29 protein-coding genes are annotated in these 23,439 nt (G+C 64.8%); 12 read left to right on the top strand and 17 right to left on the bottom strand.

Annotation, left to right across the window (positions count from 1 at the left end):
- Window positions 1-47: 47 nt before the first annotated feature.
- From ACXYN8_RS13010 to ACXYN8_RS13000, 3 genes are read right to left on the bottom strand one after another with little or no spacing between them, the layout of a single operon-like run.
- The gene (locus tag ACXYN8_RS13010) at window positions 48-845 is read right to left on the bottom strand and encodes a metallophosphoesterase family protein (protein ID WP_458889879.1); all 798 of its coding nucleotides are present in this window, start codon (window positions 843-845) and stop codon (window positions 48-50) included.
- The gene (locus ACXYN8_RS13005; protein WP_458889878.1) at window positions 838-1,683 is read right to left on the bottom strand and encodes a diacylglycerol kinase family protein; all 846 of its coding nucleotides are present in this window, start codon (window positions 1,681-1,683) and stop codon (window positions 838-840) included. Before ACXYN8_RS13005 ends, ACXYN8_RS13010 begins: the two co-directional genes overlap by 8 nt.
- 37 nt (window positions 1,684-1,720) lie before the next feature.
- The gene (locus ACXYN8_RS13000) at window positions 1,721-1,930 is read right to left on the bottom strand and encodes a hypothetical protein (RefSeq protein WP_458889877.1); all 210 of its coding nucleotides are present in this window, start codon (window positions 1,928-1,930) and stop codon (window positions 1,721-1,723) included.
- 268 nt (window positions 1,931-2,198) lie between these two features.
- On the opposite strand from ACXYN8_RS13000, the gene ACXYN8_RS12995 reads away from it, so the two are divergent.
- The gene (locus ACXYN8_RS12995) at window positions 2,199-2,516 is read left to right on the top strand and encodes a UrcA family protein (protein ID WP_458889876.1); all 318 of its coding nucleotides are present in this window, start codon (window positions 2,199-2,201) and stop codon (window positions 2,514-2,516) included.
- A gap of 80 nt (window positions 2,517-2,596) precedes the next feature.
- Here the strand turns inward: ACXYN8_RS12995 and ACXYN8_RS12990 are convergent, their stop codons facing one another.
- The 3 genes from ACXYN8_RS12990 to ACXYN8_RS12980 all read right to left on the bottom strand — a co-directional run bounded on the left by ACXYN8_RS12990 (window position 2,597) and on the right by ACXYN8_RS12980 (window position 6,190).
- Complete coding sequence (locus tag ACXYN8_RS12990; RefSeq protein WP_458889875.1) at window positions 2,597-3,340, bottom strand: LytR/AlgR family response regulator transcription factor; 744 nt, start codon at window positions 3,338-3,340, stop codon at window positions 2,597-2,599.
- Window positions 3,337-4,593, bottom strand: a complete 1,257-nt coding sequence (locus ACXYN8_RS12985; protein WP_458889874.1) for a sensor histidine kinase — start codon at window positions 4,591-4,593, stop codon at window positions 3,337-3,339. The genes ACXYN8_RS12990 and ACXYN8_RS12985 overlap by 4 nt, the downstream gene beginning before the upstream one ends.
- Before the next feature lie 79 nt (window positions 4,594-4,672).
- On the bottom strand, window positions 4,673-6,190 hold the full coding sequence (locus ACXYN8_RS12980; RefSeq protein WP_458889942.1) for a fumarate hydratase: 1,518 nt from the start codon (window positions 6,188-6,190) through the stop codon (window positions 4,673-4,675).
- 177 nt (window positions 6,191-6,367) lie between these two features.
- Here ACXYN8_RS12980 and ACXYN8_RS12975 point away from each other — a divergent pair, with 177 nt between their 5' ends.
- Genes ACXYN8_RS12975 through ACXYN8_RS12955 form a run of 5 tightly spaced genes read left to right on the top strand, consistent with a single transcriptional unit; the run spans window position 6,368 to window position 11,547 of the window.
- Window positions 6,368-6,985 carry a protein-L-isoaspartate O-methyltransferase family protein gene (locus ACXYN8_RS12975; RefSeq protein WP_458889873.1) on the top strand — a complete coding sequence of 206 codons (618 nt, stop codon included), beginning with the start codon at window positions 6,368-6,370 and terminating at the stop codon, window positions 6,983-6,985.
- Between the two features lie 2 nt (window positions 6,986-6,987).
- The gene (locus ACXYN8_RS12970) at window positions 6,988-8,466 is read left to right on the top strand and encodes a TolC family outer membrane protein (protein ID WP_458889872.1); all 1,479 of its coding nucleotides are present in this window, start codon (window positions 6,988-6,990) and stop codon (window positions 8,464-8,466) included.
- A 4-nt stretch (window positions 8,467-8,470) separates the two neighbouring features.
- On the top strand, window positions 8,471-8,944 hold the full coding sequence (locus ACXYN8_RS12965; RefSeq protein ID WP_458889871.1) for a DUF2497 domain-containing protein: 474 nt from the start codon (window positions 8,471-8,473) through the stop codon (window positions 8,942-8,944).
- Window positions 8,945-8,992: 48 nt separating this feature from the next.
- Window positions 8,993-11,116, top strand: coding sequence for a S9 family peptidase (locus ACXYN8_RS12960; protein ID WP_458889870.1), 2,124 nt, complete (start codon window positions 8,993-8,995; stop codon window positions 11,114-11,116).
- On the top strand, window positions 11,113-11,547 hold the full coding sequence (locus tag ACXYN8_RS12955; protein WP_458889869.1) for a (2Fe-2S) ferredoxin domain-containing protein: 435 nt from the start codon (window positions 11,113-11,115) through the stop codon (window positions 11,545-11,547). Before ACXYN8_RS12960 ends, ACXYN8_RS12955 begins: the two co-directional genes overlap by 4 nt.
- Here the strand turns inward: ACXYN8_RS12955 and ACXYN8_RS12950 are convergent, their stop codons facing one another.
- Window positions 11,548-11,865 (bottom strand): hypothetical protein, encoded by a 318-nt coding sequence (locus ACXYN8_RS12950; RefSeq protein ID WP_458889868.1) that lies wholly within the window; start codon window positions 11,863-11,865, stop codon window positions 11,548-11,550.
- A gap of 146 nt (window positions 11,866-12,011) precedes the next feature.
- On the opposite strand from ACXYN8_RS12950, the gene ACXYN8_RS12945 reads away from it, so the two are divergent.
- From ACXYN8_RS12945 to xth, 3 genes are read left to right on the top strand one after another with little or no spacing between them, the layout of a single operon-like run.
- A complete protein-coding gene (locus tag ACXYN8_RS12945) occupies window positions 12,012-12,443 on the top strand; it encodes a CBS domain-containing protein (protein ID WP_458889867.1) in 432 nt (143 codons plus the stop codon).
- Window positions 12,444-12,497: 54 nt separating this feature from the next.
- Window positions 12,498-12,824, top strand: a complete 327-nt coding sequence (locus tag ACXYN8_RS12940; RefSeq protein ID WP_458889866.1) for a HesB/IscA family protein — start codon at window positions 12,498-12,500, stop codon at window positions 12,822-12,824.
- A gap of 38 nt (window positions 12,825-12,862) precedes the next feature.
- Window positions 12,863-13,636: an exodeoxyribonuclease III gene (xth, locus tag ACXYN8_RS12935; protein ID WP_458889865.1), complete on the top strand. Its 774-nt coding sequence runs from the start codon at window positions 12,863-12,865 to the stop codon at window positions 13,634-13,636.
- A gap of 30 nt (window positions 13,637-13,666) precedes the next feature.
- On the opposite strand, the gene ACXYN8_RS12930 is transcribed toward xth, so the two are convergent.
- The 10 genes from ACXYN8_RS12930 to ACXYN8_RS12885 all read right to left on the bottom strand — a co-directional run bounded on the left by ACXYN8_RS12930 (window position 13,667) and on the right by ACXYN8_RS12885 (window position 20,144).
- The gene (locus ACXYN8_RS12930; protein ID WP_458889864.1) at window positions 13,667-14,332 is read right to left on the bottom strand and encodes a cell wall hydrolase; all 666 of its coding nucleotides are present in this window, start codon (window positions 14,330-14,332) and stop codon (window positions 13,667-13,669) included.
- 214 nt (window positions 14,333-14,546) lie between these two features.
- Window positions 14,547-14,873 (bottom strand): DUF1491 family protein, encoded by a 327-nt coding sequence (locus ACXYN8_RS12925; RefSeq protein ID WP_458889863.1) that lies wholly within the window; start codon window positions 14,871-14,873, stop codon window positions 14,547-14,549.
- Window positions 14,870-15,283, bottom strand: coding sequence for a PaaI family thioesterase (locus ACXYN8_RS12920; RefSeq protein ID WP_458889941.1), 414 nt, complete (start codon window positions 15,281-15,283; stop codon window positions 14,870-14,872). Before ACXYN8_RS12920 ends, ACXYN8_RS12925 begins: the two co-directional genes overlap by 4 nt.
- A gap of 37 nt (window positions 15,284-15,320) precedes the next feature.
- Entirely contained in the window at window positions 15,321-15,779 is a 459-nt protein-coding gene (locus ACXYN8_RS12915) for a PTS sugar transporter subunit IIA (protein WP_458889862.1), read from the bottom strand.
- 122 nt (window positions 15,780-15,901) lie between these two features.
- A complete protein-coding gene (gene hpf, locus ACXYN8_RS12910; protein ID WP_458889861.1) occupies window positions 15,902-16,477 on the bottom strand; it encodes a ribosome hibernation-promoting factor, HPF/YfiA family in 576 nt (191 codons plus the stop codon).
- A 50-nt stretch (window positions 16,478-16,527) separates the two neighbouring features.
- The gene (gene dnaQ / locus ACXYN8_RS12905; protein ID WP_458889860.1) at window positions 16,528-17,214 is read right to left on the bottom strand and encodes a DNA polymerase III subunit epsilon; all 687 of its coding nucleotides are present in this window, start codon (window positions 17,212-17,214) and stop codon (window positions 16,528-16,530) included.
- A gap of 47 nt (window positions 17,215-17,261) precedes the next feature.
- Window positions 17,262-17,873, bottom strand: a complete 612-nt coding sequence (gene coaE, locus ACXYN8_RS12900) for a dephospho-CoA kinase (protein ID WP_458889859.1) — start codon at window positions 17,871-17,873, stop codon at window positions 17,262-17,264.
- A complete protein-coding gene (locus tag ACXYN8_RS12895; RefSeq protein WP_458889858.1) occupies window positions 17,870-18,727 on the bottom strand; it encodes a shikimate dehydrogenase family protein in 858 nt (285 codons plus the stop codon). Before ACXYN8_RS12895 ends, coaE begins: the two co-directional genes overlap by 4 nt.
- Window positions 18,724-19,302, bottom strand: a complete 579-nt coding sequence (locus ACXYN8_RS12890; RefSeq protein WP_458889857.1) for a Maf family protein — start codon at window positions 19,300-19,302, stop codon at window positions 18,724-18,726. Before ACXYN8_RS12890 ends, ACXYN8_RS12895 begins: the two co-directional genes overlap by 4 nt.
- Window positions 19,299-20,144 carry a pyruvate, water dikinase regulatory protein gene (locus ACXYN8_RS12885; protein ID WP_458889940.1) on the bottom strand — a complete coding sequence of 282 codons (846 nt, stop codon included), beginning with the start codon at window positions 20,142-20,144 and terminating at the stop codon, window positions 19,299-19,301. The genes ACXYN8_RS12890 and ACXYN8_RS12885 overlap by 4 nt, the downstream gene beginning before the upstream one ends.
- Window positions 20,145-20,446: 302 nt before the next feature.
- Here ACXYN8_RS12885 and hemE point away from each other — a divergent pair, with 302 nt between their 5' ends.
- From hemE to rho, 3 genes are all read left to right on the top strand, one after another.
- Window positions 20,447-21,463 carry a uroporphyrinogen decarboxylase gene (gene hemE / locus ACXYN8_RS12880; protein WP_458889856.1) on the top strand — a complete coding sequence of 339 codons (1,017 nt, stop codon included), beginning with the start codon at window positions 20,447-20,449 and terminating at the stop codon, window positions 21,461-21,463.
- Window positions 21,464-21,494: 31 nt separating this feature from the next.
- On the top strand, window positions 21,495-21,941 hold the full coding sequence (locus ACXYN8_RS12875; protein ID WP_458889855.1) for a CopD family protein: 447 nt from the start codon (window positions 21,495-21,497) through the stop codon (window positions 21,939-21,941).
- Window positions 21,942-22,126: 185 nt separating this feature from the next.
- A complete protein-coding gene (rho, locus tag ACXYN8_RS12870) occupies window positions 22,127-23,383 on the top strand; it encodes a transcription termination factor Rho (RefSeq protein ID WP_458889854.1) in 1,257 nt (418 codons plus the stop codon).
- Window positions 23,384-23,439 lie beyond the last annotated feature (56 nt).

The raw sequence follows: 23,439 nt of genomic DNA, 5'->3' as shown, positions 1-23,439 counted from the left end.
CAGTTTCGATACCCAAAAGGGCGGCCTTCGGGTCGCCCTTTTTCGTCCTACTCGCCGGGAAGCTTGCCTTCGGGGACGTCCTCGACCTGCATTTCCGCAGTCGTCATTCCGACGTAGTTGCGCGCGCGCACGGTAAGCTCGCGACCGTCCCAACGAAGTTCGTTGAAGCTCGGCGGGGTCGAACGCAGGCGGGTAGAGAGCGTGCCCGCCCCGACCATGCGCACCGGGCCGTTCTTGGTGTCGTGAACGAGGTCGAAGGCGTCGTGCACGTGCCCGCTGATGACGGCAAGAACCTTGCGCTTCGCCAGTTCTTCCAGCGCCTTCTCGCCGCCGATGGTCAGCTGGCGGCCGTCCTTGCCTTCCTGCTTCAGCGGGTGATGCGCGGTGACGATGACGTTGCGTCCCTGCGGCAGCGCATCGATTGCGGCCAGCGTTTCCGCCAGCGCGCTGTCCTTCACCACCCCATCCGACCACGGCCAGCGCGCTTGCACACGCGGGGTCGTGAGGAGCGGCACGAGGCTGAGGTCGGGAAAGTCGAGTTCGCTCTCCACCGCACTTTCGAGCACACCAAAGCGGCGATAGGGCGTCAGCAACCGCTCGATCATGTTGTAGTAGGGCAGGTCGTGATTGCCGACCTCGATCGTCACGGGCGTGTCGAGCGCCCCGATCCATTCGCGCGCGGCGGTAAATTCGCTGTGCTTGGCGCGCATCGTCAGATCGCCAGTGATGGCGATCGCATCGGGTCGCTGCCGGGCGATCTCTTCGCGCACCCACGCCAGAGCCTCGCGGTTCTCGACGCCGAAGTGGATGTCCGAGAGTTGAAATAGCAGGATCGGGTCAGCCATCCGCCAGCCCAAGCAGATCGAGATCGAACGGGGCAAGCGAAAATCCTTCGCGTGCGCCGGTTGCCACTCGCTCTCCATCGCACATCAGCGCCATGACGGCGCCGTCGACCGATTCCAGCATCACTTGATCGAGCGTGCCGAGCTCGTCATGCGGCCCGTCACGGAAATTGCGTCCGAGAAGCGCGGCACCCTGCGCGGCGATCTCGCCGATGTCGTGGGCCGTGTAGCCTTCGACCACCATGCCGCCGTCCTCGGCAACGAGGCGGATGCCGGGGTAGCCATTTTCGTCGCCCTTGCCGCTTTCGGCTAGTCGCACCCAGCTGCCGCCCAGCGTGTCTTCGGCGACGTCCATAGTGGTGCCGACCGTTTCGGCTATGCCGCCGTCGCGCATGCTCTCACGCACTTCCGACCAGCGAGCGCCCGGGCCAGCGAGGATCTCGATCAGCGCGCAGCCACCGCTCCAGTTGATGCAATTGCGGCGGCGCGGAGAAAGATGCCCGCCCTCCAGCAATTCGAGCACCTGGCCGACGTCCCGGTCGCCGTAGAGGCTCTTGCACAGAAGGTTTTGCGTTCCACCGGGCAACGCCAGGGCGGTACCGCCCCATCCGGCGGCTTTGCTGAGCACCGATTGCAATGTGCCGTCCCCGCCGAGGACGACGAGCAGATCATAGGCGCCGTCATCCAGCGCCGTCGCGTCGGGAACTTCGCCCGAAGCGCAGTCGAGCTCCTTCGCCAGTTCGTATCCTGATGCAGACAGAGCGCGCGCGATCTCCTCGACGTTGCAGTCGTCATACGATCCGCTCATGTGGTTGCTCACCAGCAGCGCGCTCTTGCTCATCCCTGCATAGCGAATGGCGGTTGTGCCGGTTCCCGCGTCATACGCGGTGCGACAAGATCAGCCAGGCGGCGACGGCGTTAAGCGCGGAATAGGCGAAGTAGAACCACGCCCAGCCCGGAGAGCCGCTCCACACCAGCAGCATGGCGGCAAGCAGCACGGTGAACTCGATTCCCAGTGCCAGCCGCCCGCCGGACATGTGGCCGTAAAGCGGGATGCGGCCCAGCAGTGGATGCCGGCTCTCGATCACGGCCTTATGCAAAGCGAAATTGGCTATTCCGAGCAAGAATATGAGGATTAGCGGCATCTTTCCCTAATATGGTGTCGCACTCGTCGTTTGTCATCGACCGTTTGCCGTCCGTTTTGTGTCACTTGTCGACCGGCGATTCCTTCGTCGGTGGGTAACGGATGACAGTCGAACCCGGCGTGAACGCATGGCGGCAGCAGCCTATCCAGTGATCAGCGCCGCGGCGAACCCAGTCCCTGCCGCGGCGCGACCCTGAAGAGGAGGTTACGCCATGAAACTGCACTTATCCGCCGCCGCTGCGCTGACGATGATCACCAGCACGGCCATTGCCACCCCCGCCTTCGCAGACGAAGGCACGGGCACCAGCATGCACGTCAAATACGACGACCTCAATCTCGCCACCCCGCGCGGTCAGGCGCGGCTCGAACAGCGCATCAGGCGAGCGGCCAAGAAAGTCTGCGAATTCGATGAACAGCACACCGGCACCAAGGGCCGCCCGGTCGAAGTGCGCGAATGCTACAGCCTCGCCCTTGCCAGTGCGAACCGCGAGCTGGCGCTACTGATCGCGGACAACCGCCTCGGTGGTTGAACAAGCGCGGCCTGGGCCGCTCCCGAGACACGATTGACGGGCGCTCCCACCACGGGGGCGCCCGTTTCAACCGGCCCGGCTCAGCGCCCCGCCATCGACTTGACCTGCCGCAGGTAGGTGCGCCCGATCCTCAGCGCCTCGCCATTGTCCATTTCTGCCGACCAGACGCCCAGCCCTTCGTGCTTCAGGCCGCGGATCGCGCCTTTCCGCAGGATGGTGGAGCGGTGGATGCGGATGAATTCCGCCGGGTCGAGCCGCTTTTCCAGGCCCGCGATGGTTTGCAGCAACAGATAGCTGCGATCCTCCACGTAAAGCCGCACGTAATCACGCTCCGCATCGATGCGATCGACCTGGACGGCGTCGATGCGGATCAGCTCGCTGCGGTGCGGCACCCAGAATTCGCGCAACCATTCGTCACCGCCACGCGCGCCGCCGCTTTCCGCGCGGTCGGCAGCGCGCTGCACCGCGCGGCCCAGCCGCTCCTGCGTGACGGGTTTGAGGACGTAGTCCACCGCATCGAGATCGAAGGCTTCGACCGCGAAATTGTCATGCGCGGTCACGAACACGACCGCCGGGCGCGGCGTCTGCTTGGTCAGCGCCCGCGCAACCGACAGCCCGTCCATTTCCGGCATGGTCATGTCGAGCAGGACCAGCGCGGGATTCAGCGCTTCGATCAGCCGCATGGCGGACGCACCGTCGCTCGCCGTACCGATGACGTTCAGCGAGGGAATCTTGGAGCAGATCACCTGCATCCGTTCCACCGCCAGCGGTTCGTCATCGACGATCAGCGTCGTCAGCTTCGGCGTTTCGGCGTCCTCGCTCATGCGGTGTCGTTCCTTTCCAGCGGGATGCGGACATGGGTGGCGTATCCGTCGCCGGTCGGGCCGGAGACCATGTGGGCCTTGTCGCCATAGCGCGCCTCGAGCCGCTGGCGCACGTTTTCGAGCCCGATGCCGTAGCCGTGTCCCGCCTCGTCCAGAGTGCCCGGCCCCGGGCCGTCGTCTTCCACTGTCAGCACCAGCCGCCCGTATTCCTCGCGCGCCGAAATGGCGATCCGCACCGGACGGGTGGAGTTGGCGACGCCGTATTTGACGGAGTTCTCGACCAGCGGCTGGAGGATCATGCCCGGCACGCGGGCTTCGCCCAGTTGCGGCGGCAGGTCGAGCGCGACCACCAGCCGGTCCGGGAAGCGCACCGATTCGATGTCGAGGTAATGTCGCTGGAGCGCGAATTCCGCGGTCAGGGGCAGATCGGCCGTGGGATCGTCGGTCAGGCTCTGGCGATAGAAATTGGCCATGGTCTGCACCATTTCCTCGGCCTGCTCGTTGCGTTCGGTCAGGATGAGCGACGACAGCGAGTTGAGCGTGTTGAACAGGAAGTGCGGATTGACCTGGTAGCGCAGCGACCGCAGTTCCGCCGCGCGCGCCGCCTGCTGGAAGGTGCCCGCATTCCGCTCCGCCACCCGCGCGCGCTCGCCTGCAAGGATCGCGAAATAGAGCGCACACCATGCAAGCAGCAGGAAATAGCGCCCGACCGCGGTGTAGATAAGCTGCTGCCAGCGCACGTTCCCGTCCTTGGGCGCAGCGATGGTGATGGTCTGGCCCTGTTCTTCCTCGTCTTCCCCCAGCGGATCGTCCATGCCGCTCATGCCGGGCACGTCGATGACCAGATTGCCCGACGCGTCGCGACGCATGTTCACGCCGTTCTGGGCACCGGTATCCTCGACCACGCGCTGTTCCAGCTCGCGAAAGGCGAAGGTGTTGATCTGCGCGATGGCGAGCGCGATGGGAAAGGCGACCACAAGCGCGACCAGCACCTTCGCCCAGAAGGGACGCGCGTCCAGCAGCCGGATGATCGTCCACAGGCCAAGCGTCAGGATGATGCCAGCCAGCGTCACCGCCATGCGGATCGCCGCCATTTCGAGCTGGTAGGGCAGGCCCGCCAGCAGCGAGGTCAGCGTGTTCAGCGCATAGGCGCAGGCCCACAGCCCGAGCACGGAGCCCAGAACGATGCGGAACGGGACGACCACGTCTGCGCGTTCCGTCTTGAGGGTCGGACTGGCGTCGGCTGCAAGCATAAGCCGTGCGCTGATGCCGCAACCGCGCGTGCTAATCCAGCGCCCTCATCGAAGCGCGCCGAGCGTTGGTCGAAAGCGCTCAGCCGTTCTCGAGCAGATGTTCCTTCGCGATCTTCTCCCGCCAGTGGGCGGGCGCGAGGGTGTGGACATTGTTGCCCGCCGCATCGACCGCAACCGTCACCGGCATGTTCTCGACCGTGAATTCATAGATCGCTTCCATGCCGAGATCTTCGAAGGCGACGACCCTGGAGCCCTTGATTGCCCGGCTGACAAGGTAGGCCGCGCCGCCGGTGGCCATCAGGTAGGCGACCTTGAACCGGCTGATGACCTCGACTGCATTGTGCCCGCGCTCCGCCTTGCCGATCATGGCGAGCAGGCCGAGGTCGAGCATCATCTCGGTGAACTTGTCCATCCGCGTGGCGGTGGTGGGGCCGGCGGGGCCGACGACCTCTCCCATCACCGGGTCAACAGGACCGACGTAATAGATGGCGCGTCCGCGGAAATCGACCGGCAGTTCCTCGCCCTTGTCGAGCATCTCCTGAATGCGCTTGTGCGCCGCATCGCGCCCGGTCAGCATCTTGCCCGACAGCAGCAGCCGATCGCCGTTCTCCCAGCTCGCCACTTCCTCGGGCGTCAGATTGTCGAGATCGACGTTCTTCGCGGCCGCGTCCGGCTGCCAGTTGACGTCGGGCCACTGGTCCAGATCGGGCTGCTCGAGATAGCTCGGCCCGCTGCCGTCCAGCGTGAAATGCGCGTGGCGCGTGGCGGCGCAATTCGGGATCATGCCCACCGGCTTGCCCGCGGCATGGCAGGGTGCGTCGAGGATCTTGACGTCGAGCACCGTCGACAGTCCGCCGAGCCCCTGCGCCCCGACGCCCATTGCATTGACCGCATCGAAGATGTCGATCCGCAGCTGTTCGATGTCGCTTTGTGCGCCGCGTGCCTTGAGCTGCCCCATGTCGATCGGCTCCATCAGGCTCAGCTTGGCGAGCTTCATGCAGTGTTCCGCCGTGCCGCCGATTCCGATGCCGAGCATTCCCGGCGGGCACCAGCCGGCCCCCATGCTCGGGATCTGTTCGACGACCCAGTCGACGATGTTGTCGCTGGGGTTCATCATCTTGAACTTGGACTTGTTCTCGCTGCCGCCGCCCTTGGCCGCGACGTCGATGCCCACGGTGTCGCCGGGTACTATCTCGACCGAGAGGACGGATGGCGTGTTGTCGCGGGTGTTGCGCCGCGTGAAGGCCGGGTCGGCAAGGATGCTGGCGCGCAGCTTGTTGTCGGGGTGGTTGTAGGCGCGGCGCACGCCCTCGTCGACGACCTCCTGCAGGCTGCGCGTCGAATCGAGGCGGCAGTTCTGGCCCCAGCGCACGAAGACGTTGACGATGCCGGTGTCCTGGCAGATCGGGCGATGACCCTCCGCGCACATCCGGCTGTTGGTAAGGATCTGCGCAATTGCGTCCTTGGCCGCCGGGCCCTGCTCCGCCTCGTAGGCTTTGCCGAGCGCGCGGATGTAGTCCATCGGGTGGTAGTAGGAGATGAATTGCAGCGCGTCGGCGACGCTTTCGATCAGGTCCTCTTCCTTGATAATCACCATGTCGTTCATCGCATCGCGTTCCCGTGTTGCAGAATTGCGCTCTCCGATAGGCGCGTTACCCGCCATCGGTCAAAGCGCTTGGCCGCAACACCTCTTGCGCCTAAAGCTTGCCGGATTGCGCGGGCGTGTTATACAGATAACACACTAACGCGGCGGACGGGCCAGACGGAACGGAACATGACGACGACACTCGAACAGGACCACGCGCAGAACTCCGGTGGTTTCGCTAGGGCGCGCAAGGCGATGATCGACAGCCAGCTGCGCACCAGCGGCCTCAGCCAGCCCTTCGTGCTCGAAGCGATGCACCGCGTGCCGCGCGAGGATTTCGTGCCCGAAAGCGCCCGCGCCTCGGCCTATATCGACCGGGCGGTCAGGCTCGCCAATGGCCGCTATCTGGCCGCACCGGTGTTCTATGGCGCCGTTCTGGCCGAAGCGAAGCCGCGCGTCGAAGACAAGGTCCTGATCGTCGATGCGGGGAGCGGGTACCTGCCCGCCCTGCTCGAGCCGGTGGTCGCAGAAGTAACCGTCATCTCGCCGGAGGATGCCGCCAAGGCCAGCCGCAAGGGTGGGGAACACACCCTCTTGCTGATCGACGGCGCGATCGAAAGTTTCCCGGCCGCGCTCGCGAAGCGTCTCGCCCCGGAAGCGCGCATCGTGACAGGCCGGGTGGAACGCGGAGTGCAACGCCTTGCCGCCGGCCAGCTGGTCGATGGCGAGCCGCGCTTCGTGAACCGCATGGAAATGGGCATACCCGTCCTGCGTGAATTCGCCGCAGCAAAGGCGTGGAGCTTCTGATCATGATCCAGCCGCGCCGGTTCGCCAGGCTCAGCGCCGGCCTGCTCGCGGGCTTGTCCGTTTGCGCGCTGGCCGCGCCTGCCTCTGCCGACACCCTGCGCGAAGCGCTGGCTGCCGCCTACAACACCAATCCCACCTTGCAGGCCGCGCGGGCACAGCAGCGCGCGGTGGATGAGAACGTGCCGATCGAAAAGGCCGCTGGTTTGCCGAACGCCAACGGCACCGCCACGCACATCGAATTCCTGAAGTCGAGCGACAACAGCTTCTCGGCGCCCGATCGTTCGCTGTCGGCGGGACTGGATCTGGGCGTGCCGATCTATTCGGGCGGCGCGGTAAAGAACGCCGTGCGCGCGGCGCAGCAGCGCGTCGATGCCGGACAGGCGGACCTGCGCGGCACCGAAAGCGCGATCTTCAGCCAGGTCGTCGCCGCGTACATGGAAGTCATCCGCAGCGAAGCGCTGGTCGGCCTTTCGCGCAACCAGGTCGATGTGCTGTCGGTCAACTTCCAGGCCACCAGCGACCGTTTCCAGATCGGCGATCTGACCCGTACCGACGTCGCCCAGTCCGAAGCACGGCTGGCGATCGCGCAGACGGACCTGCGCGCTTCGGAATCGAATCTCGTTGCGGCCCGCGAACGCTATATCGAGCTGGTCGGCAACCCGCCCGGAGACCTCGAAGCGCCGCCGCCCCTGCCCGGCCTGCCCGATTCGGCGGACGAAGCTGTCGCCATCGCGATCGAGAACAATCCCGACCTCATCGCCGCGCGCGAACGGGTCGATGCGTCGGAATTCGACGTGCGCGTCGCCGGGGCGAGCCGCCTGCCGCGCGTCAGCGTCTTCGCGGGGAGCGACTACAGCAATTACTACGGCACACTCGGCGGTGCCGCTGCAAGCGAACTGGCACAGAGCGAGACGACGGCGAGCGCCGGCGTGCAGCTCAGCGTTCCGATCTTCCAAGGCGGTCGACCTGCGGCCTTGCGGCGCCAGGCACAGGCGCGCTCGAGCGTCGCGCTGGAGCAGGAAATCGCCGCCGAACGGGCGGTCATCGCGGATGTGCGGGCGGCCTATTCCAGCTGGCGGTCTGCCAATGCGATCATCCAGTCGAGCCTGCTGGCAGTCGACGCTGCGGAACTGGGCCTCGAAGGGGTGCGCGCGGAAAACACCGTCGGCAATCGCACGATACTCGACATCCTCGATGCGCAGCGCGAGCTGCTCTCGACACAGGTCCAGCTGGTGACGGCACGGCGCAACGCCTATGTCGCGGGCTTCAGCCTGCTTGCCGCGATGGGCCGCGCCGAGGCACGCGATCTCAACCTCGACACCGGCGGGCCGCTGTACGATCCGCAGGTCAATTACGACCGCGTGAAAAACATCTGGTTCGACTGGGGCAACGACCCCGCGCCCGTCCTCCGCTCGACGAGCACCATTGACACCGAGCCGCAGGACGGCGAAATTGCCTCGTCGGATATCGGGGGATCATGACGTCATGCGGCAAGAGGGCGAACCGTCGGTCGAGGAAATCCTCGAATCGATCAAGCAGGTCATAGCGCGGGACAACCGCGACACGCTGGCGGCGGACCGCAAGCGGCGCGCACCCGCGCCGGTCGAGCCCGTGGACGCGGACGAGGCCGAAGAAGTGCTCGACCTGTCCGAAGCTGGCGAAGTTCTGGGTGGGTCCGACATGGACGATGCCCGTTACGACGATGACGACGTCAGCGAAGGTTCGCTGCTCGACGAAGTGACCGAATCGTCGATGCGCGATTCGCTGGCTGCGCTGGCCATGCTGGCCGAACCCGGCAAGCGTCCGCAGATCGTTCGCAGCGGGGAAACCTCGCTCGAAGGCATGGTGCGCGAAATGCTGCGCCCGATGCTGAAGGAATGGCTCGACGCCAATCTGCCGTCCATGGTCGAAAAGATGGTCGCGGCGGAAATCGCACGGATCGCGGGCAAGGGCCGCTGATTCGCTAACGCCCTTGCGCGCGGCAACTTGCGCGCTAATTCCTCTGTCATGAAAATCGCACGTTTTTCGGCGGGCCTCACGCTCGCTCTTTGCCTCGCCCTTCCCGCTACGGCCCGCGCCCAGGTCGATGAACCCGCGCCGATGACCGCGCAGGATCTCGTCACCGCGCCGCGGCTTGGCGGGGCAAACGTGTCGCCTGACGGCAAGACGGCGATCTACCCGGTGACCACCACCGACCCGTCCAGCTACGAGCGCAGCACCGCCTATTACATGCTCGACCTTGGCACTCCGGGCGCTGCGCCGGTCGCGATCGACCTCGGCGATGCGGGCGACGCCGGCTTCGGCGCGGATGGCTGGGTCTGGTTCCTGTCCGGACGCGCGCCTGACGCGCCGGTGGAAGGCGCTGCCGAAACGCAGGTCTGGCGCGCACGACTTGCTGTCGATGGCACCGTCTCTGGCGCGACCCGCGTCACCGATGTTGCGGGCGAGATTTCCGGTTTCCGCGTGTCGCCCGATGCCAGCCGGATCCTGCTGTGGGGCAATGTTGCGCGCAGTTGCACCAGCTTCGGATGCGATGACAAGGCAACCCACCTTCCCGGCCCCGGAACCGGGCGTCTCTATCAGGGCGACGGCGGCTTCGTGCGCCACTGGGACACATGGGAAACCCCCGGCGTATACAGCCGCGTCTTCGCCTTCGACCTGATCGGCGGCGTGGCACAAGGCACCGGCACCGCGCTCGACGGCCCGCTGGCCGAAGGCGCGCTGATCGGCGACACGCCCACCCAACCCTTCGGTGGCGGCGAGGAAATCGCGTGGGAGACGGATTCTTCCGGCGTGTTCTTCGCCGCGCGCAATGCCGACGCGGCCGAACCGACTTCAACGGACGTCGACATCTATCATGCCGATCTCGACGGCAAGACGCTCGAAAACCTCACGGTAGACAACCGCGCCACCGACACGCTGCCCACGCCTTCCCCCGACGGGAAATGGCTCGCCTACGCCGCCATGGCCCGGCCCAATTACGAATCGGACCGGCTTGTGGTGCAATTGCGCGACCTCGAAAGCGGGGAAACGCGTGCGCTCACAGCGGCATGGGATCGCTCGGTCGGATCACTCGCATGGTCGCCCGATTCGCGCTGGCTCTACGCGACAGCGGGGGAAGTGCTGGATACGCCGGTCTTCCGCATCGACCCGCAAAGCGGCGAGGTCACCACGCTCGACCTCGTTGACGGAAACGAAGCGCATATCGGCAATGTCGTTCCCTTGGCAGGCGAGCGCCTGCTCTTCACCCGCGACGGCATTGCCAATCCAGCCGAACTCTACCTGTCGCAGGGCACCGCGCCCGCCGCGCGGCTGACCGACGTCGCCTTCTCCCGCTATGCCGCGATGGCGCCGGTGGAGACGACGCGCTTCCTCTTTGCCGGGGCGGAAGGCGACACAGTCTACGGCCAGATTCACAAGCCCGCCTGGATCGAGGAGTCACTTCCGGTGGTGCTTTACGTCCACGGCGGACCGCAGGGGTCATTCAACGACGTCTGGTCCAGCCGCTGGAACGCGCGCGCGGTCGCCAGTCACGGCTATGCGGTCGTCTCGATCGATTTTCATGGTTCGACCGGCTACGGGCAAGCCTTCACCGACAGCATCAATTCCGACTGGGGCGGCAAGCCGTTGGTCGACCTCCAGCTCGGGATGCAGGCCGCGCTAGCCCGCGATCCCCAGCTCGACGGCAGCCGCGCCTGCGCGATGGGGGCATCCTACGGCGGTTACATGATGAACTGGATCGCCGGAAACTGGCCCGACGGCTTCCGCTGCCTCGTCCAGCATGACGGCCTGTTCGACATGCGCAGCTTCTATTACGAGACCGAGGAACTGTGGTTTCCGCGCTGGGACTTCCAGGGCAGCTACTCCGAGAATCCCGAACTCTACGAACGCTGGAACCCGGTGAACTACGTTCGCAACTGGCGCACGCCGATGCTGGTGGTGACCGGCGAAAAGGACTTCCGCGTCCCCGTGTCGCAGGGCTTCCAGGCCTTCACTGCGCTTCAGGAGCGCGGGGTGGAAAGCCAGCTCCTCGTCTTCCCGGACGAGAACCACTGGGTGCTGAAGCCGAAGAACTCGCTCCAATGGCACGCCACCGTGTTCGACTGGATGGATCGCTGGCTGAAGGAATGAGCGAACCAGCCCAGGCCCCTGTCAGCGCCCGCAAGCTGGTCAAGGCCCAGCGCGCGCTTCGCTCCATCGGCGGCGACCATATCGAGCGGCACATCTTCCTTTGCGCGATCAGCGAAAAGCAGAAATGCTGCAAGCGCAAGGATGGCGAGCGCGCGTGGAAATTCCTCAAGACGCGCCTGAAGGAGCTGGGCCTCATGGGTCCGGGGCGCGGCGTGCAGCGGACGAAGGCAGACTGCCTGCAGGTCTGCGCCGCGGGTCCGATCGCCGTCGTCTGGCCCGACCGCGTGTGGTATCACTCCTGCGACGAAACCGCGCTGGAACGGATCATCCAGGAACACCTGATCGGTGGAGAGCCCGTGGCGGATTATATTCTGCACGAAGCGCCCCCGAAGATCGCGCTGGAAGACGACGGGGATGACGCCGACGACTGATCAGTCGCGGCGCGTGTGCCACTTTTCCCACTCGGTGCGGTCGCTGTCCATCCGGTCCTCCACCGATTCGTCGTGGCCTGTTCCGCTGGACAGGAACACCAGCCCCATCAGCGCCGCCATCAGCATCATCGCGCCCCCAATTCCGAGCGCGGTAGCGATGTAGAAGTGGATGGACACCATCCCGTCGCGATAGAAGAACCAGGCCAGCACCAGAATCACGGCGATCGTCGTGAATACGCCCATTATCTTCATCAGCCGCCGGTAACGAGCCCAAGCGAATTTGGCGTTGTCCGGATCGTCGAGCGGGGAATAGGGCATGTGGGCGATATGGGCGCAGCGGGCACCGCGCGCAACAGCAACCGGCGAACTGGCTATCCGGCGCAAGAAATGGCATGATGTGCTTCGGCCGGAGACATTTTCGCACGGTTTCCGGCTCACCGACGCCCGGAAGAGGAGACCCGCCCATGACCATCGCCCGCATCATCGCCGCTCGCGAAAGTGACGCGATCACATCGTGCAGCACTGGCGACACCGTGGCGGAAGCGGCGGCCCTGCTCTCCGAACGGCGCATCGGCGCGCTGCCCGTGTTCGAAAGCGGGGTGATCGCCGGGATCTTTTCCGAACGCGACCTGCTTTACTGCATCGCGCGCGAGGGAGCCAAGGTGCTGGACCGGCAAGTCGGTGAGGTGATGACCGCGCCCGCTATCACCACCACGCCTCAGACCTCTGTCATCGACGCGCTCAAGCTGATGACCCGCCGCCGCATTCGCCATCTGCCCGTCGTGGAGGGGGAGCAGGTCCGCGGCTTCATTTCGATCGGTGACCTCGTCAAATACCGAATGGACAAGATCGAGGCAGAGCGGAACCAGATGCGCGAATATATCCAGACCGCCTGAGTTCCGCAGGGCTAAGTCCTTGAGGACAGCCCGCCCGCGCCTTACATCCTTTCCATGGACGGACTCACTCTTACCCCCGCTGCGGCCAAGCGCGTCGCCTGGATTGCCGAAAAGCAGTCGCGCGCACCGGTGCTGCGCCTTTCTGTCGAAGGCGGCGGGTGCTCCGGCTTCCAGTACAAGTTCGACCTCGCCGAAGGGCAGGAGGACGGTGACATCGTAAGCGAAACCGATGGCGTTCGGCTGGTGGTCGATCCGGTCAGCCTCGACCTCGTCGCCGGTGCCACGGTCGATTTCGTCGAATCGCTTGGCGGCGCGGCTTTCCGTGTCGAGAACCCGCAGGCCGCTTCGGGCTGCGGCTGCGGCACCAGCTTCGGGATTTGAGTTAGACCCGCCGCCTCCTTTGAGGCATCAGGCGATCCATGCGTATCGCCAGCTTCAACATCAACGGGGTCAAGGCCCGCCTGCCTCGGCTCAAGGAATGGCTGGAGGAAACCCGGCCCAAGGTCGCCTGTCTGCAGGAAGTGAAGAGCCAGGACGACGGCTTTCCGGCATCCGAGTTCGAATCCATCGGATACAAGGCGATCTGGCACGGACAAAAGAGCTTCAACGGCGTCGCCATCCTCGTTGACGGCGTGGAACCTGTCGAAATCCAGCGTGGTCTGCCCGGCGACGATAGCGACGAACAGGCGCGCTATCTGGAGGCCGAGGTCAACGGCATCCGCATCTGCAATCTCTACCTGCCCAATGGCAATCCGCAGCCCGGCCCAAAGTTCGATTACAAGCTTGCCTGGATGGAGCGTTTGCGCGCTCGCATGGCGCAATTGTGGGCGGAGGAAGTGCCTGCCGTGGTGCTCGGCGATTTCAACGTGGTGCCGCAGGACAAGGACATCTGGTCACCTGCCGCGCTGGCAAACGATGCGCTGATGCAGCCCGAATCGCGCGATGCCTATGCCCGGCTGCTCGCGGACGGCTGGACCGACGCCATCGATACGCTCAACCCGCGTGGCGGCGTATGGACCTTCTGGGATTATCAGGCGGGGGCATGGCAGCGGGATCACGGGTTCCGCATCGACCACCTGCTCCTGTCGCCCGAATGCGCCGATCGCATGAGCGCAGCGGGGGTCGACAAGGACTATCGCGGACGCGAGAAAGCCAGCGATCACGCCCCGGTCTGGGTCGAACTTCGCGACTGAAAGCGCGGGATCAGCCCCGCGCGTTCCATCTCACTTGTAGAAAACGTGCGTCTGGATCGTCGCGCGGGCGACCTTCTTGCGAGCCCAGCCCGGCTTCACATAGGTCGCGTGGAAATACAGCGAATCCTGCACGGCGCTATCCCAGGTGTCGTTATGCGCGATGCGGGCGATGGCCTTGGCGCGGTTCCACGCCGTCGTGCCCTTGCGCGGGGCCGGGATATTGCCGCCCTTCACGAAAGAGAACTGCGAGCGCTGCTTGACCACGCCGCAGTAGCTTGACGGAAACTGGCGCGAATTGGCGCGGTTCATGATGACCTTCGCGACGGCGAGCTGCCCGGCGAGCGGTTCGCCGCGGGCCTCGAAATAGACCGCGCTGGCAAGGCAACGCAGCTGTTCCGACATGGATTCGCTTGTGTCGGTCTTTGCGACCAGTTCGTTCAGCGAGGCGGCCGTCACGGCAGCCCTGGCCTGCTCGACTTCGTCTTCGGCCACTTCGGGCACGTCCTGAACCACGGGTTCGGACACGAATTCGGGCATGTCGTCCGGCAGGGCCGGGAGTTCGTCCGGGCCCGCGATCGTCAGTTCGATCGCATCGGGAGCCTGGGCGAAGGCGCCGGTCGTTTCGGCGCCGAATAGCAAAGCACAGCAAGTTGCGGCAGCGCCAAGGGCGCCCGCCTTGCGGACAAATTTGAACATCTAAGCTACAGTTTCGGCGGTTGACCGCGCGGTCGCAGGCTATGGTTTCACTTGGTCGAAACCCGGCGCAAATGCTTGCGCGCCGATGCCTGCCGGCTGCCCCCCGTCTGCGCGCTCATCCATCCGGCCGGATTGCCGAAACGAATTGCCTGCGCTTTCGAAAAGTTGCCGGCCAAATAATGGTGCGCTGCAACAAGTCAAGCGCGGTAACCCTTCAGGCGATGAATCGTTCCGCATTTGCGACATCCAATTCGACGATCCACGCATCGCGGTCCTGATCTCGCCGCCGCTGCCAATATTCGCTAAATTCGCCAGGCTTTTCATCGTCTTGCGCGCGCGTAAGTTCGAACTTACGCGAACCGTCAAGCTGCGGCATGCGTTCGAAAAGACGGGTATTTGCGCCGTTTTCGCAACAAATGACAAGGATCGTCCCCGCATCCCGTTCACCTTTCGCCAGCACGGTTGCGAAGCCCCCGGCCGCCTGGACCGCTCGGATCATGCCCGCCACTTCGACATGGGTGGGCAGCCGCGAATCGCTCAAGCCGAGTATCCCGGCAATGAGGACAGCGGGATGCGGGAGCGCATGAAGGTGCCGGTTCCTCGCCCGATTTCCTCGCCCTCCGCATCGATCAGCCGCGCTTCCGCAACCAGCACGCGGCGTCGCCCGCTGACCCAGCGGCCTTCCGCCGTGACCTCCCCGGCCTTCACCGGCTTGCTGAAGTGCAGGTTGAAGGATGTCGTTAGCAGGAAGCGATCGCTGACCAGCGTGTTGGCGGCATAGAATGCCGCATCGTCGAGCATCTTGAAGTAGATCGTGCCATGCGCCGCACCCGCGGCGTGATAGGCGCTTTCGTCCACGGTAAAGTGGATCGTCGCCCGGCCTTCCTGCGCGATGGCAAGGGAGGAGCGGAACTTCGCGTTGATCGGCGCGGTGCCGTACAACCGCTCCAGCGCGCGCCAGTGTCCGGCGGCAGACTGGGCGTCCGCGTCAGGCAGCGCTCTGTTCCGTGGCGTTGTTGAGCATGGCGTAGATCGCCTCCGGGCTGTCGCACCTGAGCAGGGCATCCTGCATTTCCTCGTCGCGGACAAGCCGGGAAATCGCTGCCAGCGCATGAAGGTGCGTCGCCCCCGCATTCTCCGGTGAGACGAGACCGAAAACCAGTTCCACGGGCATACCGTCGGCCGCGTCGAATTCGACCGGGTCGTTGAGCCGGATCAGCGCTGCGACGGGACGGCCCAAGCCTTCGAGGCGCGCATGGGGTATCGCCACGCCGCGCCCGAAGCCGGTGCTGCCGAGGCTTTCGCGCTCTTCCAGCCGTTCCAGCACCTCGCCACGGTCGAGACCGTAGGCGGCTTCGAAAAGCGCGGCGAGGGATACGAGTATTTCGCCCTTCCCGCCCGCTTTCTGACAAGCGATGGCCGAAGGTTCCAGTTTGTACAGGCTCATTTTACGTCACAAGCGATCTGTCGCAATGCGCCGCGCCCGGCAGGCGCAGAGATGCGAAATCCGCCGCTTCTCCTTCAATGGAAAGGCTTTTGTACAGGGCAGCGCAGCCCTGCGCCGACCCTTCAGGACGGCTCGACCCAGCCGATCGTCCCATCGTCGCGGCGATAGACCATATTATGTCGCCCAGTTCCAGCGTTTTTGAAAAGCAGCGCCGGCGTGTGCCGCAGATCGAGCAGCATGACCGCGTCGGAGACACTCGCTTCGGGAATGTCCACGCGGGTTTCGGCGACGACCGGCGGCGCGTCGGCCTGTTCCTGCTCGTCATCGGATTCGTCTTCGCCACGCCCGGCGAAGACTGTGTAGGCGGCTTCTTCTTCCTGTTCGGCGAAAATGGCCTGTTCGTGACGGTCCTTCAGCCTGCGCTTGTAGCGGCGCAGCTGCTTCTCGATCTTCTCCGCTGCCTTGTCGACCGCCTGGTGCGCGTCATGCGCTTCGCCGTGGCTTTTCAGGACGAGGCCCTGCGTCACGTGCATCACCATGTCGCACTTGAATGCGTGGGTCGGTGCCTTGCCGATGGTCACGTTGGCGGACGTGGCGCGGCTGAAGTATTTCTCGACGATATCGTTCAGGCGATCCGTGGCGTGTTCCTGAAGGGCGGCTCCGGTTTCGACCTGATGGCCAGACACGCGAATATCCATGAACGATTCTCCTTATGTTTTGGGGCACGATGCGAAATGCACCGGCCCGGTCAGGCACCCCACAGCGGCGACTGGATCTTCTCCAGAAATGCCGCATGGAGCGCGAGTTCCTCTACAGTAGCCGAATGGGGGCGAGCCGGCCGCACTTCGCGGCTGGGCGCCTGCCCGATGACGACGGTCTGGATCGTGGGCGCCGCGCTTTGCTGCGCCAGTTCAAGCCCGATCTGCCGTCCGCCGGTCAGCTCGACATAGACCTGTGCCAGCAGCTCGGCATCGAGCAGCGCGCCGTGCAGCGTGCGATGGCTGCGGTCGATACCGTAGCGGGTGCACAGCGCATCGAGCGAAAGCTTTGCGCCGGGATGCTTGCGGCGTGCCAGCGCGACCGTATCGACCATGCGCGACGTGCAGACCGCGATGCGGCCGATCCGCTCCAGCTCGGAATTGAGAAAGCCGAAGTCGAAACCGGCGTTATGCGCCACCAATGGCGAGTCGCCGATGAATTCGAGCAGCGCCTCGACCTGCGCCGAGAACAGCGGCTTGTCGGACAGGAAGGAGGCAGAGAGGCCATGGACGCGCTCTGCCTCCATCGGCATGTCGCGTTCGGGATTGAAATAGCAATGGAAGGTCTCGCCGGTGGCGACCTTGTTGATCATCTCGATACAGCCGATTTCCACCATTCGGTCGCCGCTGCGGGGGTCGAGGCCAGTGGTTTCCGTATCGAAAATGATCTCACGCATTGCCTGACATATCCGCCTCGAACGCGCGGATTGCAAGGGTTTGCGCGTTATTCCGGCGGCGCTTCGTCAGGCGAGAGCAACCGCGCGACGAGGGCTGCGACCTGCGCGTGCGTGTCCGCCAGCGATCCGTGATTCTCGATCACGTAATCGGCCCGCCCGCGCTTTTCTGCATCGGGAGTCTGCCGCGCGAGGATCTGGGCGAATTTCTCCGCCGTCATGCCGGGGCGGGCGAGCACACGCTCGCGCTGGACGTCGGCCGGGGCGGAGACCACCACCACGGCATCGACGCGCGATTCCCCGCCTTTTTCGAACAGTAGCGGAATGTCGAACACCACCAGCGGCTGGCCGGCGTGTTCAAGCAGGAAGGTCTTCCGCATCTCCGCGACCGCGGGATGGACGATTGCCTCCAGCCGGGCGAGCGCCGCGTCGTCACCGAAGACCTGCGCTCCCAGCGCTGCACGATCGACTCCGCGCGGACCGGTGGTGCCCGGAAAGGCCGCCTCGATTGCCCGAAGCAGCGCGCCCTGCGGACCCTGCAATGCGTGCACGGCGGCATCGGCATCGAAGACCGGCACACCCTCTGCCTCGAACATCATGGCGACGGTCGACTTGCCCATGCCGATGGACCCGGTCAGGCCGATGATCAGCGGTCGGGTCACCGTGTCAGCAGCGCGCGCAGTTCGGCGTCATATTGCCGGGGCGCGGGGGCGCCGAAGAAGATTTCGAATGCCGCGCTCGCCTGGCCGATCAGCATGGCGAGCCCGTCTATCGTGCGGTGGCCCGCGGCATGCGCGTCGAGCAGGAAGGGGGTGCCCGGCGGATCGGTAACGATGTCGTAGGCCACGCTGCCGGGCGGTGCATGGCTCCAGTCGAAGGCCAGCGGTGGCTGGCCGCGCATCCCCAGCGGGCTGGCATTGACGACGAGATCGCAACACCCCTCGCGATCGTCGAATGCGAAATCGGTGGGGTCGGCAAAATGCGCGAGATCGACCGCGTGATGCTCGCCTTGGGTCGCGAGTTCATCGAGGAGAGAGCGCGCCTTGTCCGGGTTGCGACCGGCCAGGACCAACGTGAAACCTTCGCCGGCAAGTGCGGTAACGATGGCGCGCGCCGCCCCGCCGGTGCCGAGCACGCGGGCCATGCGGAAGTAGTGCGACCGCTTCAGATCCTGACCGAGCGGTTCGAGGAAGCCCGCGGCATCGGTGTTCGTGCCGACCAGCTGACCTTCCGCATTGCGCCAGATCGTGTTCACTGCCCCGATCGTGTCGGCGGGCAATTCCAGCCGATCGAGCATGTCGCGGACTGACTGCTTGTGCGGCATGGTGACGTTGCATCCGCGCCAGTCCGGATCGCCGCGCCGGGCGGCGAGGTAGTCGCCGAGCCCGTCCGCCGTCACATGACAGGCGCGATATTCGGCGTCGATCCCCGCCTTGCCGAGCCAGAAATTATGGATCGCGGGGCTTTTTGATTGCGCGATCGGGTCGCCGATGACTTCGGCATAAGGCTGGCTCACGCGGTCAGCTCCCCCATGGCGCGAAGTTCGCCGAGGACGGGCAGGAGCGGCATGCCCAGCACTGTGAACATGTCGCCTGCGATCCGCTCGAACATTTGCGGGCCCATCGCCTCGATCCGGAATGCGCCGGCGCAGTGGCCTATCGCGGGCCATTCGGCGTCGAGATAGGCGGCGATGAAATCCTCGCTCATCTGGCGCACTTGCAGCGTGGCGATGGCTGCGTGACGCCAGCTCACGACGCCGCCGGTGGCAATTGCGGCTGCGGAATGAAGCTGCATCGGCCGTCCGGAAAAGTAGCGGAGATGCTCTGCGGCCTCGTCCCGGCTCGCCGGCTTGTCGAACCGCTCCGCGCCCACCACCACGAGAGAATCGCTGCCGAGTACAGGGCGATCTTCGTCAGCAAAGGCGCCGGCCTTGGCCTCCGCCAGGGCAAGCGCGATCTGGTCGGGCCGCGCGCCGGCCATTCCGGCCTCGATGGCGCGTTCGTCCACATTGGCAGCGCGCGCTTCGAAGGAAACACCCGCCGCTTCCAGCATCGCACGACGCGATGCGCTTTTCGATGCGAGGACGATCATATGGGGTGGGGTCCGGGTCCGAGCGGTTCGATCTTGCCGTCCCGTTCGTGCTTCAGCTTGATGACGGCCGCAGCCGTTTCCTCGATCGAGCGGCGGGTGACGTCGATCACCGGCCAGCCATTGTCGGCAAACAGGCGGCGCGCGAATTTCAGTTCGTCCTTCACGCGGTCGTTATCGACATAGGAGGTCTCCGTCCCCTCGTTGAGCGACAGCAGGCGGTTGCGGCGGATCTGCACCAGCCGTTCCGGCGCGGTGGTCAGGCCGACGACCAGCGGCTGACGCAGGCCATAAAGCGCGGGCGGCGGCGGGCTTTCCACCACCAGCGGGATATTGGCGGTCTTGTAACCGCGGTTGGCGAGATAAATGCTCGTCGGCGTCTTCGACGTGCGGCTGACGCCTGCCAGCACGATGTCGGCCTGCTCCCAATTCTCCCACCCGACGCCGTCATCATGCGCGATGGTGAACTGGATCGCCTCGACGCGCGCGAAATAGGCATCGTCCATCGCGTGCTGGCGACCCGGCCGGGCCTTGGCCTGCTGGCCCAGATGTTCCTCCAGCGCCGCGACCGTGGGATCCAGCGCGGGGACCATCGGCAGACCAAGTTCGCGGCAGCGCTGTTCGAGGTGCATCCGGTTTTCCTCGCTCACGAGCGTGAACAGCACGAGCCCCGGATTGGCCTTGAGTTCGTCCATGATCCGGTCGAGATGCGCACGGCTGCGCACCATCGGCCAAAAATGGCGGATGACATCCGCGTCGTCGAACTGGGACAGCGCGGCCTTCGCGATCATTTCCAGCGTTTCGCCGGTAGAATCCGAGACAAGATGGAGGTGCAGCCGGGCCATGTGGACAAGTCCCGGCATAAACCACGGGAGGGCGCTGCGGACAAGCATGGGATGGAATTCGATCACCGCTGGCACGAGTTTCGCACGCACGCTTCTGCCCAGCCTCACGCAGATTTCGACAGGCTGGGGAAAAGGCGGACAAGTTTGGTTTGACTCAAGGTTCGCCGCGATTCACCGCCCCATCGGCCCCTGTTCAAAGCGGGACAAATCGGGCAGGTGCGCGCTGTCCCCGCTTTCCACAGGACCAACAGACTCCAACTACCTTCTATAAAATAATATTATTTATTTGATTGGACCCCTCGATGCCCGGCCCCTTGCTTGAAACCCTGCGCGGAAAATCGGCGGACAGGACGCCCGTGTGGCTTATGCGCCAGGCGGGCCGTTACCTGCCGGAATACCGCGCATTGCGGGCCGAGAAGGGCGGATTCCTGGCGCTGGTTTACGACACCGACGCAGCGGCCGAGGTAACGGTTCAGCCGATCCGGCGCTTTGGCTTCGACGGCGCGATCCTGTTCTCCGACATCCTGATCGTACCCTATGCGCTGGGCCAGGATCTTGAGTTCCTCGCCGGTGAAGGTCCGCACCTTTCGCCGCGGCTGGCCGAGATCGATCTGGACTCGCTGTCGCCGGTGCCGGAGCGGCTGGCCCCGATTTACGAAACGGTGGCGAAGGTGAAGGCGCAGCTTCCGGGCGACAGGACCCTGCTCGGCTTCGCAGGAAGCCCCTGGACGGTCGCGACTTACATGATCGCCGGGCAAGGCAGCCGCGATCAGCACGAAGCGCGCAGTCTCGCCTATCGCGACCCGGGAAAGATGCAGACGATCGTCGATGCCATCGCGGGGATGACGGTCGATTACCTGTCAGGCCAGATCCGTGCAGGCGCGGAAGCGGTGCAATTGTTCGACAGCTGGGCAGGCAGCCTCGCCCCGCGCGAGTTCGAGCGCTGGGTCATCGCCCCCAACGCCGCCATCGTCGCGGCGCTGAAGGAACGGCATCCCGACGTGCCGGTTATCGGCTTCCCCAAGGGCGCGGGCGAGAAACTGCCGAGCTACGCGCGTGAAGTGCGGCCCGACGCCATGGGCCTCGACGAGACCATCGACCCGGCCTGGGCGCATCGCGAGCTCCCCGAAGGATTGCCGGTGCAGGGGAATTTCGATCCGCTGCTGCTGCTTGCCGGTGGCGAACGACTGGAAAGCGCGGCACGCGAATTGCTCCGCACCTTCGAAGGGCGACCGCACGTCTTCAACCTTGGTCATGGCATCGACAAGGAAACCCCGATCGCTCACGTGGAGCGGCTGCTGAGCGTCGTCAGGGGATGACTTCGGCGCGCCGCGCGCCTAGGGCAGCACCATGCAGGAAACGCTCGCGATGACCTATTTCTGGCTCAAGGCCGGTCACCTGATTTTCGTGATCTTCTGGATGGCAGGGCTGTTCATGCTGCCGCGCATGTTCGTCTATCACCAGGAAGATGGCGCACCCGGATCGGCGGCCGACAAGGTATGGATCGACCGCGAGCGCAAGTTGCTCAAGATCATCCTCCTGCCCTCGATCATCGTCGTCTGGGTGCTGGGCCTGCTGCTCGCCGTCTCGATCGGCGCATTCAGCCAGGGCTGGTTCCATGCCAAGCTGCTGCTGGTCCTGATCCTGTCGGGTTATAACGGCTGGTGCGCGGCTTATGCGAAGAAGCTCGCGCGCGGAGAGCGGCCGTTGCAGGGCAAGAAGCTTCGCCTGCTCAACGAAGTGCCGGGCATCGCCGTGGCACTCATCGTCGTGCTGGTCATCATCAAGCCGTTCTGAGGCGGCGCATCGCGCGGCCTCCGCTCGCGGGCGGCGCGTCGATTTGCGAATTGACGCTGACTGGCCGCGGGCTTATCTCCCACAGCACCGGCACGGCTGGCGCGCATGATGCGCCGCCGGACCTGCTTTCTCCAAGCCCATAACGGTTCGCCGGCCCCCGAAAATCATCGAAAGTTACAAATCACATGCATCTCAAAGAACTCAAGCAGCGGGCGCCGGCCGAGCTTGTCTCGATGGCCGAGGAACTCGGTGTCGAAGGCGCCAGCACCATGCGCCGGCAGGACCTGCTGTTCGCCATCCTCAAGGAACTGGCAGAACAGGGCGAGGAAATCATCGGCCAGGGCACGATCGAAGTGCTGCAGGACGGCTTCGGCTTCCTGCGCAGCCCGGAAGCGAACTATCTCGCCGGGCCGGACGACATCTACGTCTCCCCCAATCAGGTTCGCAAGATGGGCCTGCGCACGGGCGACACCGTCGAAGGCGAAATCCGCGGACCCAAGGACGGGGAGCGTTATTTCGCGCTTACCAAGCTGACGAGCGTCAATTACGACGACCCCGACGCCGTGCGGCATCGCACCAATTTCGACAACCTCACCCCGCTCTATCCCGACGAACGACTGAACCTCGATACCAAGGATCCGACGGTCAAGGACAAGTCGGCACGCGTGATCGATCTCATCAGTCCGCAGGGCAAGGGCCAGCGCGCGCTGATCGTCGCCCCGCCGCGTACGGGTAAGACCGTGCTGCTGCAGAACATCGCCAAGGCCATCACGGACAACCACCCGGAAGTCTTCCTGCTGGTGCTGCTGGTGGACGAGCGTCCCGAAGAAGTCACCGACATGCAGCGCAGCGTGAATGGCGAGGTCATTTCCTCGACCTTCGACGAGCCCGCGACGCGCCACGTGCAGGTCGCCGAAATGGTGATCGAGAAGGCGAAGCGCCTGGTCGAGCACAAGAAGGACGTCGTGATCCTGCTCGATTCGATCACCCGTCTGGGCCGCGCATACAACACGGTCGTCCCGTCATCGGGCAAGGTGCTGACCGGCGGCGTGGATGCCAACGCGCTCCAGCGGCCCAAGCGTTTCTTCGGTGCGGCCCGCAATATCGAGGAAGGCGGCTCGCTTTCCATCATCGCCACCGCGCTGATCGACACCGGCAGCCGGATGGACGAAGTCATCTTCGAAGAGTTCAAGGGTACCGGCAACAGCGAGATCGTGCTCGACCGCAAGGTCGCCGACAAGCGCATCTTCCCGGCGCTGGATGTCGGCAAGTCCGGCACCCGCAAGGAAGAACTGTTGGTGGACAAGGAACAGCTGTCCAAGATGTGGGTCCTGCGCCGTATCCTGATGCAGATGGGCACGGTGGATTCGATGGAATTCCTGCTCGACAAGATGAAGGATTCCAAGACCAACGAAGATTTCTTCGCGACGATGAACCAGTAGGTCGGATGGTTGACGGGCCGGACCTTTCAAGGCTCTGGCCCGTCCAGCATTCATCG

This window comes from Altererythrobacter sp. CAU 1778, assembly GCF_054482795.1.
This window is presented reverse-complemented; position numbering and strand designations above follow the sequence as displayed.